Origin of the sequence: Campylobacter sp. BCW_6468 (assembly GCF_001762865.1) — a bacterium.
Classification (GTDB): Bacteria; Campylobacterota; Campylobacteria; order Campylobacterales; family Campylobacteraceae; genus Campylobacter_D; species Campylobacter_D jejuni.
In genome coordinates, this window is the sequence record NZ_MJXQ01000030.1 from 99,957 (window position 1) to 114,336 (window position 14,380).

Genomic DNA, 14,380 nt, shown 5'->3' on the forward strand with positions numbered 1-14,380 from the left:
ATTCTAGAGAGCAAAATAATCCTTTATCATGATAAAAGCGGATAAAGAGTCTAATTTACCATCTTTTTTGCGTGTATTGGCTACGCCGTATCCTAAAGCTTCTTTGCTTGTTCCGCTTTCATCTACAAAGCAAATTTCTTTATCAAATTCAAGCAAAGAAACAAAATGCTTAATGCGTCTTGTCATTTCTTCTTCACTTGATCCACCCTTAGGAATGCCTACAATAAGTAAAGAAATTTCATGTATTTTAAGTAAATTTTTGATTTCATTAGCGGCTTGATTGCGATTTTTTCTTAAAACTGCATCTAAAGGCAAAGCGATCTTTTTATCTATGCAAAGCGCTACACCTATGCGTTTTAAACCTACATCTAAAGCCAAAGCTCTCATGCTAAAACCCTTATAAAAAGCCCTTCTATGGAAATTTTTCCCTCAAGTTCATATTCATAAACTTTTTGTCCATAAATTTTTAAAGCCTCATCAACACTCACACCTTTTTTACAAAACTCTAAAAATTCATCTTGATTTATATCTATACTTGCAAACTCACTTACAAATTCTTTAAAATCACAAATTAACTTTGCTTTATTTTCCTTTAAAAGAAAATTAGTTCCTGTGCTTTCTTCTAGTCTTTGTGGTAAAACATATAAAGGTTTATTGAGTTCTAAAGCAAGTTTTGCACTCTGCATAGAACCACTTTTTATATCTGCTTGTGCAACCACAACGGCCTTACTTAAAGCAATAACCAAACGATTTCTTAGTAAAAAATCATAATTTTTTGGCAAATAATCATCTTCGTATTCACTTAAAGCTAAAGCATTTCCATAAATTTGTTTAATGATTTTTTCATTAGTTCTTGGATAAATTTGATCTAAACCATTGGCAAAAATACCTATAGTATTTGGCATAGCTGCCATACTTGCGGTGATATCCACACCCAAAGCACCGCCACTTACCACGCAAAGATGAGCATTTTTAAGCATACTCGCTAAGGAAAAAACACAATTTTTCGTATAAACACTCATACGCCTTGAACCTATAATAGCGATTTTATCTTGTTTTAATAAAGATAAATTTCCTTTATAGTGTAATTTTTTAGGAGGCTTTTTTAAATCTTTAAAAAGTTCTAAAAATTCATCAGGCAAAATTTCACTTGCCATAAATTTCACTCAAATACACAAGATCAACGCTTTTTAACAAATCTTTACTTTGCTCTAAAGCTTTAAAAGTATTTTTTCTAGGATGTCCTATGGCTATAACAAAACCTTTTTTTTGTGTAAGTTTTACCGCACTTTCAAGTTGTTTTTTAACATAATTAACATCATCTTCATTATCCAAAAACACATCTCTTTGTATATAAGGAACATTTAACTCTTTGGCTATTTTATTTGCTTTAGAATTTCCTATAGTTTTAGAATCTACAAAAAATATATTTTGATTTTTTAAAACCTCATAAAGCTTTCTCATAGCTTCTTCATTGCTTGTAAATAAACTTCCCGTGTGATTATTGATGTATCTTAAATCCTTAAAATCTTTTTTAATTTGCTTGATTTTTTTAAAAATTCTTTCTTTGCTATCATTTGAATTTAAAGTATCAAGCTCAGGTTTATTGTAATTAGTCGCTGCTAAAGGTAAATGCACCATATAAAAATCAAATTTTAAAGCAAGTTTTGGCGTTTCGCTATGGTTTTTATCTGGCGGAAAAAAAGAAGGATTTAACTTTAAATTTAAAGCTTTTAAACCTCTAACCTGACTTGCATTTGCCATATCATCGATAATAATAGCAAGTTTTGGTTTTTTAGAAATTTTATTTAAATGAATATCTTCATTAAAAGTTAAATTTTGATCTTGGGTTAAATTTGTATCTTTTAGAATAAAATTTTGTTCTAAACTCTGATTTTGCTCTAAACTTAAATTCTGCTCCACACTGCTTAAATTTTGCTCATTTAAACTTGTATTTAAATCATCAATTTCTTGAATTTTTTGCTCTAAAATACTTACAGATTTATTATTATCAAACTCATTCTCTTGAAAAATACCAATTTCATAATGATCTTTATTTAATGAAATTAAATCTTCTTGCTTATCAATAAAATAATCCGGCTTAACAGAAGAAACATCTTGGGAATTTTGATATTTTACTAAAATTCCCAAAGCTAAAGCTATGCAAAGTAAAAAAAGTATAGCTATGATTAAATAACGCTGAATTTGAACTAATTTTTTCTTTGACAATGTTTAGTTCTTATCTTTATCTACTAATTTTTTAGCACTGATCCAAGGCATCATAGCACGCAAATTGCGTCCTGTTTTTTCTATCAAAGAATCATTCATATTTTTGCGTTCTGCATGCATTCTAGCAAAACCTGCACGGCGTTCTAAGATAAAATCTTTTGCAAAAACACCATTTTGTATATCTTTTAAAACACCTTTCATCGCTTTTTTAGTCTCTTCAGTGATAATCTTTGGCCCTGTGATGTAATCGCCGTATTCTGCAGTATTTGAAATAGAATAACGCATATCTGCAATACCACCTTGATAAATCAAATCCACAATGAGTTTCATTTCATGCAAACACTCAAAATAAGCCATTTCAGGTTCATAACCTGCTTCAACCAAAGTTTCAAAACCTGCTTGAATCAAAGCACTAAGTCCACCACAAAGCACAGCTTGCTCACCAAAAAGATCTGTTTCTGTTTCGGCTTTAAAGGTTGTTTCTATAATACCTGTACGTCCACCCCCGATCGCACTTGCATAACTTAAGGCTAAATTTTTAGCATTTTTGCTTTCATCTTGATGGATAGCTATTAAACAAGGAGTTCCACCACCTAGAGTAAATTCATTTCTTACTGTATGACCTGGTGCTTTAGGTGCTATCATGATAACATCTACACCTTTTGGAACAACAATTTGACCATAATGGATATTAAAACCGTGTGCAAAAGCTATAGCCTTGCCTTCACTTAAATTTGGTTTTATTTCGACATTAAAAATATCTGCTTGAATTTCATCAGGAGCTAAAATCATAATCACATCCGCTATCTTAGAAGCCTCACTCACACTCACCACTTCAAAACCAGCATTTTTTGCTTTAACAGCACTTACACTACCTTCACGAAGTCCGATAGTTACATTTACGCCATTATCTCTTAAATTCATCGCATGAGCGTGCCCTTGAGAGCCAAAGCCTATAATTGCTACTTTTTTTGATTTGATTAAATTTAAATCACAATCTTTATCATAATATACTGTAATAGCCATATTCACTCCTTAAAAATTCAAAAATTAAAGGTATTATTATAGCAATTAAAGTATAAATTTCATATTTTTTTTATAAACTTTATGTAAGAATTTTACAAAAAATCATAAAGTATCAAAAGTGAAAGAATTTTTAAACAGTCTTAGTTATGGCATTAGCTCTCACGAAGTAAACAATGAATTTAAACAAATTTTAAGAGAACTTTTAACCAATCATATCATCAAAGAACACAAAAACAAATACTATCTTAACAATGGTTTTGCCTTTGGAGTACTTGATATTTCGAGTAAAGGCACAGGTTTTTTACAATGCTTTGATGAAAGTTTCAAAAAAGATCTTTTGATAGAAAACAAAAACCTAAAAGGCGCAAACTATAAAGATATAGTCGCAGTAAAACTTCTACCTTTAAAGAAAAAACGCCCCAGTGCAAAGGTGATTTTGGTTCTAAAAAGAGCCAATGAAACCTCTTTAGTGATCACCAAAAGGTATGGCGAAGCCGTGCTTGGAATGAATATCAAAACAGGATTAAGCACCACCTTAAAAGCTTCTCAAAAATCCTTAAAAGCACTACCTTTAGGGACAATTTTAAAAATAGAAAATGAAAATAACAATATCATAGAAGTTTTAGGGCATATCCATGATGAAAGCGTAGATGAAAAAATCTCCCTAGCTCTTTTTAATAAAAATAACGAATTTAGCGACGCTTGTATCAAAGAAGCTCTAGCAAACGGTGATAGTGTTGATGCGAGTATGTATAAAAATCGCATGGATTTAAGAGCCTTGCCTTTTTGCACCATAGATCCTATACATGCAAAAGATTTTGATGATGCGATTTATTTTGACACCCAAAAACGAGAAATTTATGTAGCTATTGCTGATGTTAGCGAATATGTTTATGCTTATAGCGCTATAGATAAAGAAGCAAGAAATCGTGGATTTTCTATTTATTTTCCACATATTGCTATACCTATGCTACCGCATCCTTTAAGTGAAAATATCTGTTCTTTAAAACCTCATTTAGATCGCTTAGCGTATTGTTTTAAAATCACACTCGATCATGAAAATAAAGTCATAAAAGAAGAACTTTTTGAAGGTATTATCAACTCAAAACGCCGTTTTAATTATGATGAAGTTGATGAAATTTTAATACAAAAACCTGATTTAAAAGAGCTTTCATGGCTTTATGAGCTTTTTGAAATCACAAAAAATTTACGCAAAATGCGTCTTAAAAATGCCTTTGAATTTCGCACCGAAGAATTAAGAATGAATCTAGATAAAAACTTAAGTCTAAAAAGCACAGTTTTTGAAAAAGACACGCCTTCGCATAATTTGATCGAAGATTGTATGCTTTTAGCCAATAAAGCCGCAGCAAAACTCATAGATATAGGTGTTTTTAGAAATCACTTAAGTGCTGATGCAAGAAAAATCGATAAGCTTTTAAATGAATTACGCGAACTAGGCATCGATGTAAATTTTAAACCCAATCTTCCTGAACTCATACGCGACATACAAGCTTTATCCGATGAGTTAAATTTAAGAGCAGAAGTAGATAAACTCATCATCAAAGCACAAAAAAAAGCGGAATATTCTAGCGTAAATGCGGGGCATTTTGGCTTAGGTTTTGATAAATACTCACATTTTACAAGCCCTATAAGAAGGTATTCTGATCTTATTTTGCACAGACTTTTAAAAGCCAAGCAAAAAAACGATGAAAAACTTTTTAATTATCTACTTTTAAACATAGAAAGCACTTGCGAGAATCTTAGCACACTTGAAAGAGAGGCGGATAAGGTTGCTTTTGATTTTATGGATAGAAAATTTGCTAGATGGGCAGCTAAAAATATAGGCAAAAAATTTAAAGCTTTAGTTGTGCAAAATGATGGACTTTGCATAGCTAAACTAGATGATGAAATCAAAGGAGCAGATATAATCCTTTATGATACGCGTGTAAATTTGCTAGAAAGTGTTGAGGTGCAAATCATAGAAGCGGATATAGTTATGGCAAAAATTTATGCTAAAATCACCCAAAGACTTATAAAGGAAGAAAATGTATAGAAAAGAGCTTCAAATCTTACTTTCTAAAGATTCAATACCTAATTTTTTCTTTCTTTATGGAGCAGATAATTTTCAAAGCGAACTTTATGCTGAATTTATAAAAGAAAAATATAAGCCCGATGAAACTTTAAAACTTTTTTTTGAAGAATACAACTTCACTCGTGCGAGTGATTTTTTAAGCGCAGGATCGCTTTTTAGCGAAAAAAAATTACTAGAAATCAAAACTTCTAAAAAAATTCCAACAAAAGATCTTAAAATTTTAGTCGAACTTTGCAAAAACAATACGAACAATTTCTTTCTTTTAGAGCTTTATGATGAAAATTCTAAACAAAGCGATATAGAAAAAATTTTCTCTCCTCATTTTGTAAGATTTTTCAAAGCTAACGGAGCTAAAGAAGGCGTGGAACTTTTAAGCATAAAAGCAAAACAACTAGGGGTTGAAATCACTCAAAATGCTTTATTTACTCTTTTTACAAGTTTTGATGAAAACTTATATCTTGCTGCGAGTGAGCTTAATAAATTTAGTGGTTTAAGAGTAGATGAAAAAACCATAGAACAATACTGCTATAGTTTGAATACAGGAAGTTTTGAAAGCTTTTTTGAGAAAATTTTAAAAAAACAAGACTTTAAAAGCGAACTTGAAAAAATTTTAGATAATTTTAATGAAATTGCTTTAATCAACTCTTTGTATAATTCTTTTTATCGTTTGTTTAAAATCGCACTTTATGCTAAAGTCAATGGTAAAATTGACTTTAAAGATCTTTTAGGCTATACTCCACCTCCTCAAGTGGGACAAAATTTAAGCTCTCAAGCCTTTAATTTAAAAATCGAACAATATAAAGAAATTTTCACTCTTTTGCTTAAATGCGAATACGAGCTTAAAACCAATTCTAAGCTCGTAAAAAAAGAATTTTTGATTTCAAATTTGCTTAAACTTGCAAGAATTTTGAAAAGCTAGATTTATATACTTGGTAAAAATAAATATTACTTATCTTTCATCTTGAAAACTTACAAATTCATCAAAACTACTAAGGAATTTATCATTTATATTAAAGTTCTTGTTTATAAAAAACGGTAAAGATTGAAGAGTTAATTTTTTATCATCCTTGGTGGTTATTATTTTTCCTTTTAAAGTCTCTAAGAATTCTTCCTTCCAAGCATCTTTTGCTATTGCTAAATGCTCTCCTTTTGTTTCTATAAAACATTGTATGCTTAAAAAATTATCATCATCTTTATTTTTCTTACCAAAGAAAATAAAATCAGGTTCAAATCCCATAGCATAAGTTACTTCATCTTTTCTATTATCGTAAATTTTAAATTCTTCAAAGCCTTCATTTCTTATAACAAACCATTTAGAAAACACTTTATTGATTTCATCTTTTTTCACTTCTATAAAATTTAAAAATTCTTTTTCTAAATTACTATCAAAACAAAAAGTTTTGTGATAAAGCCACTCAAAATTCATTTCCTTAAAATTCTCTTTATTTTTAAATACTACCTTATTCCCTATATTAAATTCATGAGTTATAAACTCACTTACTTCGTATTCTTGTTTTATGTTTTGCTTGAGCGATTTAAAATTTTCTAAAATATATTTGGCTATTTCAAGATTATTTATTTGATTAAATTCTTGTCGTTTTGAAAAACAAACAACTGTATTTTTTAAACAATTTTCTATAAAATCTTTTTTGCTTTTAAAAGTAAAATTTTCATTGATTTTGTTAAAATCAAGTCCTAATATATTCATAGCTTTTAAAAAATATATATTATCTATATGATTAAGAGCAGATGGTTTTTGAAGATCATATTCTTCTTTGATTTCTTCAAATTTCTCCTCACTTTCTTTTATAGAATTTGAAAAATAAGGAATTTGCAAACCTTTTATTTTTTGTTCCATCTCAATTCTTGTAATGTAAAAATTTTTCAAATCACGCTTTTTGATTCTTTTATTATTAGCGTAATAAATTTTGTTATTTTTAATAATCTCTTTTATTTTTTCATTGACTATTAAATCTATGCGTGTTTTTTCCTCCTCAAATAATAATCCTTCTTTATTCATGCTTTCATTGAGTTGCTTGATAAACTCAACATCATTTCTAGTATGATAAGTTAATTTCTCTAAAGCATTTAACTCATTTTCAAGATCACTATCATACTTTCTTTTAAATCTAAACTCATCATCAAAATCAAACAAATCGCTTTTGAAAGAATAATATCTAGCACCTCTTCCTATAAGTTGTGCTTCCTTTGTGGTTATTGTTTTACTTGCCTTTTTATTTCCAAGCCTAACTATATCAAAAAGATTTAAAACATCCCAACCTTCATTAAGTTTATCAACGCAAAAAATAACTCTTATTTGATTATCTTTTTCTTCTAAGCTATTAAGTAAAATTTGATTTTTTTCTAGCTCTTTATCATCATTTGTGTTTAACATATAAAGCGTTTTAAAATTATTTTTCAAAAAATTTACAATAGTTTTTGCATAAGTATTTTGATATTCTTTTTTAAAAAACTCTAAACTTTTATTTAAAAGATCACTTTCTTTGTTTATATTTTTATAAAAATCTTCTATATGCAAGCTTTCTAAATTATCTATAAAATCTATAAATTTTTCTTGATTTTGCATAGATTCTTTTATAGATTCACTCTTAAGTAAAACAACAGGCTTTAATATGATATTATATTTTTGAGCCAACAACTCTCTATAAAGACTACAAAGCACGGCTCCTAAAAATCTATGTTCTAAACTATCATTGTCATACTTAACTAAAAATATACGTTTAGAATATCCCTCTTTGCAAAATTCTCTTAAGGTGTATTCATAAATAATTTTATCTTGATATTTCTCCAAAACATTAAATTCTTGCGGAATAGTAGCACTAAATTCAAATAATAAATTTTCATTATTGCTTTCATAAGCTCTTTTTATAATAGCTTCCCAACCTTCTTTAAGCTCGTTTTCGTTTTTGCTTTTAGTATCACTATTTAAATGATGAGCTTCATCAGCTAAAAATACAAGTTTTTCATCTTTTAAATCTTCAAAGCTTAAAGAATTTTCTCTTTCATTTTTAAAAAGAGAAAATAAAGCTTGTATAGTTGTAAAATATATATTAATGCATTCATTTTTGCTTTCAAAAAGATTATTTATAATATTAATTTCTATATTTTTAGAGTCTATATTTATATTTTCTTTAAAAAGATATTTGCTAGAATATTTATTTGCAAAATTTGCTTTAGTTTTTTCTAAAATCGAAGTAGAATTTACAAAAAATATAAAATTTCTATATCCTTTGTTATAACAATCTAGTATTAATGCAGCCATTATAAGAGTTTTTCCACTTCCTGTTGCCATATTAAACATTAAATGTCTTTGTTTTATGCTATCAGAATTTGCATAATAATACTTTAGAGCTTTTTCTTGATAAATTCTTAATTCTTTTGATAAATTCTCTTTTACGTAAAAAGGAATTTCTATTTGCTCTATACCTCTTTTTCCAAATTCTTCTTGTAAAAGCTCGTGTAGTTTTTTATTAAACATTTTCATCACCATAAAATATTTTATTAAGTTTTATTATTTCTTTAGACAAGGCATAATCTTCATCTTTTATATCACCATATAAAAGATAATCCATATTAGAGTCTAAAACAAGTTTTAAAATTTCTTTTTTGCTTTCTAAGTCTAAATTTTCAAATTCTTTATCTTTTAAAATTTCATTTATATCTACTCTATAATCTAAAAAAGCTTTGGTTTTTAACTCTTGATAAATATTATCTAGTTCTTTTTCATCATTTAAATTTTGTATTTTTTCTTTATAAATTGCATTAAGTGGCATAAGCTCAGCATAAACAAAATTTCCACCACCTTGCCAATTTATTGCTTTGCTGATACCACCTTGCTCACCTTCTATGACTTTTTTGAGTCTTTCTTTTGTGATAGTTTCTATATAATCCATTTGTTCTATGCCTATCCATTTGCGTTTCATTTTATGAGCAACGGCTAGAGTAGTGCCACTTCCCGCAAAAAAATCCATTACTATGTCGTTTTCATTTGTAGAAATTTCTATAATTCTTTGAAGTAAAGCTTCGGGTTTTTTTGCATTGCTAAATTGAGTATCCCCTTCTTTTGTTAAATTTGTCATTGCGAAAGCAAAATCCCATAAAGTTCCAGCTAATTCTTTTTTAAAAATTTGCTTATCTTTAATTTCTATAACATCTTTTAGCCATGCGAATAAATTTAATTTTTCTCCATTATAAAATTGCTCGTATACAACACCTTTATTTCTTCCACTTTTTGGGGTATATTCTATAGATATAAGATAAGGACTTAAATTTAATTCTTTTAATTTTTCAAGAACTCTCACTCTAATTGAACTTTGTGGCATCGTGGTTCTAAAAATTTTATTTACATAATGATAAAAAATTTCTTTCTCATTCATTTTAAAATCTTTTATCATTTGTCCTATGGATTTTATATCATAATTAATTCTTTCAAAAATTTTAATTTCATTGCCATCACCATCAAGTGTTGTAGCTATTAACTTTTTTTCACCGCCATTGAGTAGAGCCGAAGTATATTTCCAACTAATATTATTTTCTTTGCAAAAACTTATATGAGAATACAATTCTCTAGAATCATATACAGATTTAAATTGTTCTAATTTTTCATAACTTTTACCATAAATTAAAATATACTCTATATTTTTCTTAAATCTTTTATCTTCTCCTCCTCCACTTGCTCCTGCAATATTTTTTAATTTAACAGCTATACTATTTACAAAATTATCTCTTCCAAAAATCTCATCCATAAGTACTTTTAAATATGCTTGTTCATTATCATCACATTGCACAAAAATCACACCATCATCTCTTAAAAATTCCCTAGCAATTTCAAGGCGATTTTTCATAAAAGTAAGCCAAGTAGAGTGTTTAAATTTGTCATTATAACCAAAACTATCATTACCCGTATTATAAGGTGGATCAATGTAGATTAATTTTATTTTATTTGCATAAAGCTTTTTTAAAGAATGTAACACTAGTAAATTATTGCCTTTTATGAGCAAATTTGGATTATTTTTTAAATATTCTTGTAAATTTTTTATTTCACCTATTAGTTCAAAATTCTGCAAAGCTTTTTTATCAAATAACACATCTATTTCATCATGAGCTAGTATTTCATTGAAAAATATCTCTTGTGTTTTTTGCTCATCTTTACTTTGTCCGCCTTTTATAATGCCATCTTTAAAAGCAAAATTTAATACTACTTCGTTATTTGTTTTTAAAAGAGATTTTGTTTTATTTGCAAGTCCTATTTTGTTAGCATAGCTTGTAAAGCTACCACTTAAATTTTTAAGATCTAAAAATGTTAAAAATTCATTTATTTTAAAAATCAAAACTTTTTTATTAAAAATAAAAAATCTATTTTTAAATTCTTCTTTATATTTACTTTCTTCTAAAAGATAATTAAACAATCTTTCATCATAATTTTGTGCTAAATTTCTAACTTGTCCTAAAGTTTCAAAATGTTCTTCTAAATCTTGCAATAATTTATCTTTTAGCATATTTTAATCCTTGTAAAATTAAAAATTTTATTTTATTATAATACTAGAAATTATATAAAATCAAACAAAAAACAATGTTTCTAAATTTATTATCTCACTCCATCACAAGTCGCATAAGGTGCAAGTCCTCACCTTGTATGATTTTATATTCTATACTTTGACATTTAGGACACTTAAAAACATTTTCTTCTAAAATACTTGTTTGATCGCATTTTAAGCATAAAATTTCAAGCGGAGCAAGCTCTATAAAAAGTTTAGCATTTTTGCAAATATTTGAGTTTTCTTTAAAAGTTTCAAAACAACGCTTAAAAAGATCCACTTCTATACCGCTTAAACGCCCGATTTTTACATAAATTTCTTGCACATTACAAGCCTTATTGTTTAAGGCATTTTCTTCGCAAAGTTCGATTAAAGATTCTACTATACTTAATTCGTGCATTAGCAAATTCTTGGTAAAAGTTCGCCTTTAGGGCTTTCTAAAAAGCGTTTTGCTCCATAAGCGTTTTGTAAGATCACGCGTGCTTTTTTCTCTTCTAAAACTTCTCCTATAATACTCGCATTTACATTGTATTTTTTTAGAATTTCCAAGGCTTTTAACTCATCTTCTTTTTCCACACAAAGTATAAAAGTGCCTTCATTTGCAAGCTCATACGCTTCGTAACCAAAAAGCTCGCAAAGTCCTAAAACCTCATCTTGAACGATGATTTTTTCTTCAAAGATCAAAAGATCATTTCCACTTTGCTTTGCCCACTCATTTAAAACCGCACTAAGCCCCCCGCGAGTAGCATCTCTCATTGCTACAACCTTTATATCTTTTTCTAAAAGCTCTAAAACCTCTTTATCTAAAGCCTTACAATCACTTTTAACATTAGCTTCTAGCTCATTTCTTTTGATTAAAACACTAGCTCCATGCCTTCCTATATCGCCTGAAAGAAGTATGCTAAGCCCTGCTTTGATATTTTTACTTTCTTTTTTAGAAATAATTTCACCTAAGGCTGTAGTGTTGATATAAATTTCATCTGCCTTGCCCTTAGGAACAACTTTAGTATCGCCACAAACTAACATAACTCCACATTTTTCACATTCTTCTTTAATGCTTTTTAAAATGTGTTCTAGTTTTTCTAGCTCAAAACCTTCTTCTAAGATAAGTCCTAAGCTTAGATATTTTGGCTTAGCACCCACCATCAAAACATCGTTAATAGAACCACAAACACAAAGTTTGCCTATATTAACCTCTTCATCTAAAAAAATCGGACTTAAAACAAAAGAATCCGTGCTTAAAGCCAAATTTCCCAAAATCGCTGCATCATTATTTGCGTTTAAAATTTCATTATCAAAGATCTTAAAAAGCTTAGTTAAAAGCTCATTCATCTCTTCTCCGCCACCTCCGTGGGCTAAGGAAATATTTTTCATGCATTCACCTTTGAGTATTTATAATACGCCGCACAAGCACCCTCGCCAGAAACCATACAACTTCCTATAGGACTTCTTGGCGTACAAGCCTTGCCAAAAACTTTACAATCATAAGGCTTGGCCAAACCTCTTAAAATTTGCCCACAAATACAGGCTTTGCTTTCATTTTTACTTTGCACCGCACAATCAAATTTTTTACTCGCATCGTAAGCGCTAAATTCTTCTTTTAACTCCAAGCCTCCATCTTTAATAAGTCCTAAGCCACGAAATTCAAAATCACACACCCTAAAGTATTTTTTTACTAAATTTTGTGCTTTAACATTGCCTTCTTTGCTTACGGCTCTTTTGTATTGATTATACACTTTAAAAGTGCCTTCATTGCTTTGTTTTATGATATTTAACACACTTTCTAAAATATCAACTGGCTCAAAACCACTCACCGCTATAGGGGTTTTAAATTTTGCTGCTAAAGGCTCATAAATACCATAACCTGTTATCACACTCACATGAGAAGGACCTAAAAAAGCATTGATTTTTACATTTTCATCATTCATGATCGCTTCTACAGGTGCTGGAACTGTGATATGATTGATATGAAAAAAGACATTATTTATTTTTTCTTCTATAACCTTTTGAAGAAGTAAAGCACTCATAGGCGTAGTAGTTTCAAAACCTATAGCAAAAAAGATGATATTTTTGTTTAAATTTTGCTTAGCAATTTCCAAAACCTCAAGCGGAGAATAAAGCGCTCTAACATCAGCCCCTTTAGCTCTTAAATCCAGTAAAGAAATTTCACTTCCAGGCACCCTTAAAAGATCCCCTAAAGTACAAAAAATCGTATCTTTCATGGAGGCTAACTTGATAGCTGTATCAATGCGAACTCTTGGCATAACACAAACAGGACATCCTGGCCCATGGATAAAGTTAATTTCCTTTGGCAAAATAGAAGGCAAAGCATATTTCATGATACTATGCGTATGCCCACCGCAAATTTCCATGATATTAATAGGATTTTTAAGTTCTTGTTCTATGAGTTTTTTTAAAGCTAAAATGCTTTCTTTATCTCTAAATTCATCGATGAAATTCATTTAAACCCAAATCTCCTTCATCACTTTTTATCTCTCCACTATTCATTTTTTCTACTATTTCTTGATAGGTTTTAATGCTTTCTAGTGCAGCTTCTTTGTCGATTTTTTCCATAGCAACGCCTACATGGATTAATACATAATCGCCTTGTTTTAAAGGTTCATCAATCAAATCCAAATTAACTTTTCTTTTCACGCCTAAAGTTTGTACTAAAGCATTGTTTAACTCATCGATTTCTAAAATTTCAGAAGGTATAGACAAACACATTAAAAAAGCTCCTTTTTAAGTTTAAGCACCTTATACCAAAGCTCCATATTGGTGCCATTTTTTGCATCAAGGGTGATAATATCTGCTCTAGGATTTAATTCTTTAATCAACCTAGTCGCCTCTTTAATATCGAAATCAAAATGATGGGCCAAATCTACCTTTGTGATTAAAACTATATCAGCCTTTTTAAACATCACAGGGTATTTTTGCGGCTTATCACTTCCTTCAGTTATCGAAAGCAAAACCACATTTAAATGCTCTCCTAAATCATAACTTGCAGGACAAACCAAATTTCCAACATTTTCTATAAAAAGCAAATCCACATCATCAATGGCTAAATGATGCAAAGCCTCATGCACCATAAAAGCGTCCAAATGACAGCTTTGTCCTGTAGTGATTTGATACGCCAAAGCTCCGGCATTTTTTACCCTTAGAGCGTCATTATTGGTTTCTAAATCCCCTTCAATCACAGCAATTTTAAGTTCATTTTTCAAAGCCTTAATCGTGCTTTCTAAAAGCGTGGTTTTTCCACTACCTGGGGAACTCATTAAATTAATACAAAGCGTGTTAGCTTCATTAAAATGCGCTCTATTGTGCTTAGCTTCTTCATCATTTTTGCTTAAAATTTTAGAAATCACTTCTATGGTTTTGCTTTCTTTTAAACTTGGATTTTCATGATGGTGGTCGTGATGATGACCATGCGTATGGCTTGAATTTATAGAGCAGCCGCAATCTTTACACATTTTCT

Annotated in this window: 13 protein-coding genes; 2 read left to right on the forward strand and 11 right to left on the reverse strand. The window is 29.3% G+C overall.

The window, feature by feature from the left end; translation table 11 throughout:
* Nucleotides 1–3: 3 nt before the first annotated feature.
* The 4 genes from ruvX to ilvC are packed head-to-tail and all read right to left on the reverse strand — an operon-like array spanning nucleotide 4 to nucleotide 3,255.
* Complete coding sequence (ruvX, locus tag AJ889_RS03300) at nucleotides 4–387, reverse strand: Holliday junction resolvase RuvX (RefSeq protein WP_002852281.1); 384 nt, start codon at nucleotides 385–387, stop codon at nucleotides 4–6.
* Nucleotides 384–1,157 carry a DNA-processing protein DprA gene (locus AJ889_RS03305; protein ID WP_032584684.1) on the reverse strand — a complete coding sequence of 258 codons (774 nt, stop codon included), beginning with the start codon at nucleotides 1,155–1,157 and terminating at the stop codon, nucleotides 384–386. The genes ruvX and AJ889_RS03305 overlap by 4 nt, the downstream gene beginning before the upstream one ends.
* Nucleotides 1,147–2,229 (reverse strand): divergent polysaccharide deacetylase family protein, encoded by a 1,083-nt coding sequence (locus tag AJ889_RS03310; protein WP_070293254.1) that lies wholly within the window; start codon nucleotides 2,227–2,229, stop codon nucleotides 1,147–1,149. The genes AJ889_RS03305 and AJ889_RS03310 overlap by 11 nt, the downstream gene beginning before the upstream one ends.
* A 3-nt stretch (nucleotides 2,230–2,232) precedes the next feature.
* Nucleotides 2,233–3,255, reverse strand: a complete 1,023-nt coding sequence (ilvC, locus tag AJ889_RS03315) for a ketol-acid reductoisomerase (RefSeq protein ID WP_002858483.1) — start codon at nucleotides 3,253–3,255, stop codon at nucleotides 2,233–2,235.
* A 118-nt stretch (nucleotides 3,256–3,373) separates the two neighbouring features.
* Here ilvC and AJ889_RS03320 point away from each other — a divergent pair, with 118 nt between their 5' ends.
* Nucleotides 3,374–5,308 carry a ribonuclease R family protein gene (locus AJ889_RS03320; protein ID WP_002934608.1) on the forward strand — a complete coding sequence of 645 codons (1,935 nt, stop codon included), beginning with the start codon at nucleotides 3,374–3,376 and terminating at the stop codon, nucleotides 5,306–5,308.
* Nucleotides 5,301–6,266 (forward strand): DNA polymerase III subunit delta, encoded by a 966-nt coding sequence (gene holA, locus AJ889_RS03325; RefSeq protein ID WP_002934607.1) that lies wholly within the window; start codon nucleotides 5,301–5,303, stop codon nucleotides 6,264–6,266. The genes AJ889_RS03320 and holA overlap by 8 nt, the downstream gene beginning before the upstream one ends.
* Before the next feature lie 30 nt (nucleotides 6,267–6,296).
* On the opposite strand, the gene AJ889_RS03330 is transcribed toward holA, so the two are convergent.
* The 7 genes from AJ889_RS03330 to hypB form a co-directional block, all read right to left on the reverse strand.
* The gene (locus AJ889_RS03330; RefSeq protein WP_002867719.1) at nucleotides 6,297–8,846 is read right to left on the reverse strand and encodes a DEAD/DEAH box helicase family protein; all 2,550 of its coding nucleotides are present in this window, start codon (nucleotides 8,844–8,846) and stop codon (nucleotides 6,297–6,299) included.
* The gene (locus tag AJ889_RS03335; protein ID WP_002934605.1) at nucleotides 8,839–10,866 is read right to left on the reverse strand and encodes a site-specific DNA-methyltransferase; all 2,028 of its coding nucleotides are present in this window, start codon (nucleotides 10,864–10,866) and stop codon (nucleotides 8,839–8,841) included. The genes AJ889_RS03330 and AJ889_RS03335 overlap by 8 nt, the downstream gene beginning before the upstream one ends.
* 94 nt (nucleotides 10,867–10,960) lie before the next feature.
* Entirely contained in the window at nucleotides 10,961–11,305 is a 345-nt protein-coding gene (gene hypA / locus AJ889_RS03340) for a hydrogenase maturation nickel metallochaperone HypA (protein ID WP_002871809.1), read from the reverse strand.
* Entirely contained in the window at nucleotides 11,305–12,279 is a 975-nt protein-coding gene (hypE, locus tag AJ889_RS03345; protein ID WP_032584687.1) for a hydrogenase expression/formation protein HypE, read from the reverse strand. The genes hypA and hypE overlap by 1 nt, the downstream gene beginning before the upstream one ends.
* On the reverse strand, nucleotides 12,276–13,367 hold the full coding sequence (gene hypD / locus AJ889_RS03350; RefSeq protein WP_002799859.1) for a hydrogenase formation protein HypD: 1,092 nt from the start codon (nucleotides 13,365–13,367) through the stop codon (nucleotides 12,276–12,278). The genes hypE and hypD overlap by 4 nt, the downstream gene beginning before the upstream one ends.
* Nucleotides 13,351–13,632 (reverse strand): HypC/HybG/HupF family hydrogenase formation chaperone, encoded by a 282-nt coding sequence (locus AJ889_RS03355; protein WP_002776342.1) that lies wholly within the window; start codon nucleotides 13,630–13,632, stop codon nucleotides 13,351–13,353. Before AJ889_RS03355 ends, hypD begins: the two co-directional genes overlap by 17 nt.
* Entirely contained in the window at nucleotides 13,632–14,375 is a 744-nt protein-coding gene (hypB, locus tag AJ889_RS03360; protein WP_002852110.1) for a hydrogenase nickel incorporation protein HypB, read from the reverse strand. The genes AJ889_RS03355 and hypB overlap by 1 nt, the downstream gene beginning before the upstream one ends.
* Between the last annotated feature and the right edge of the window lie 5 nt (nucleotides 14,376–14,380).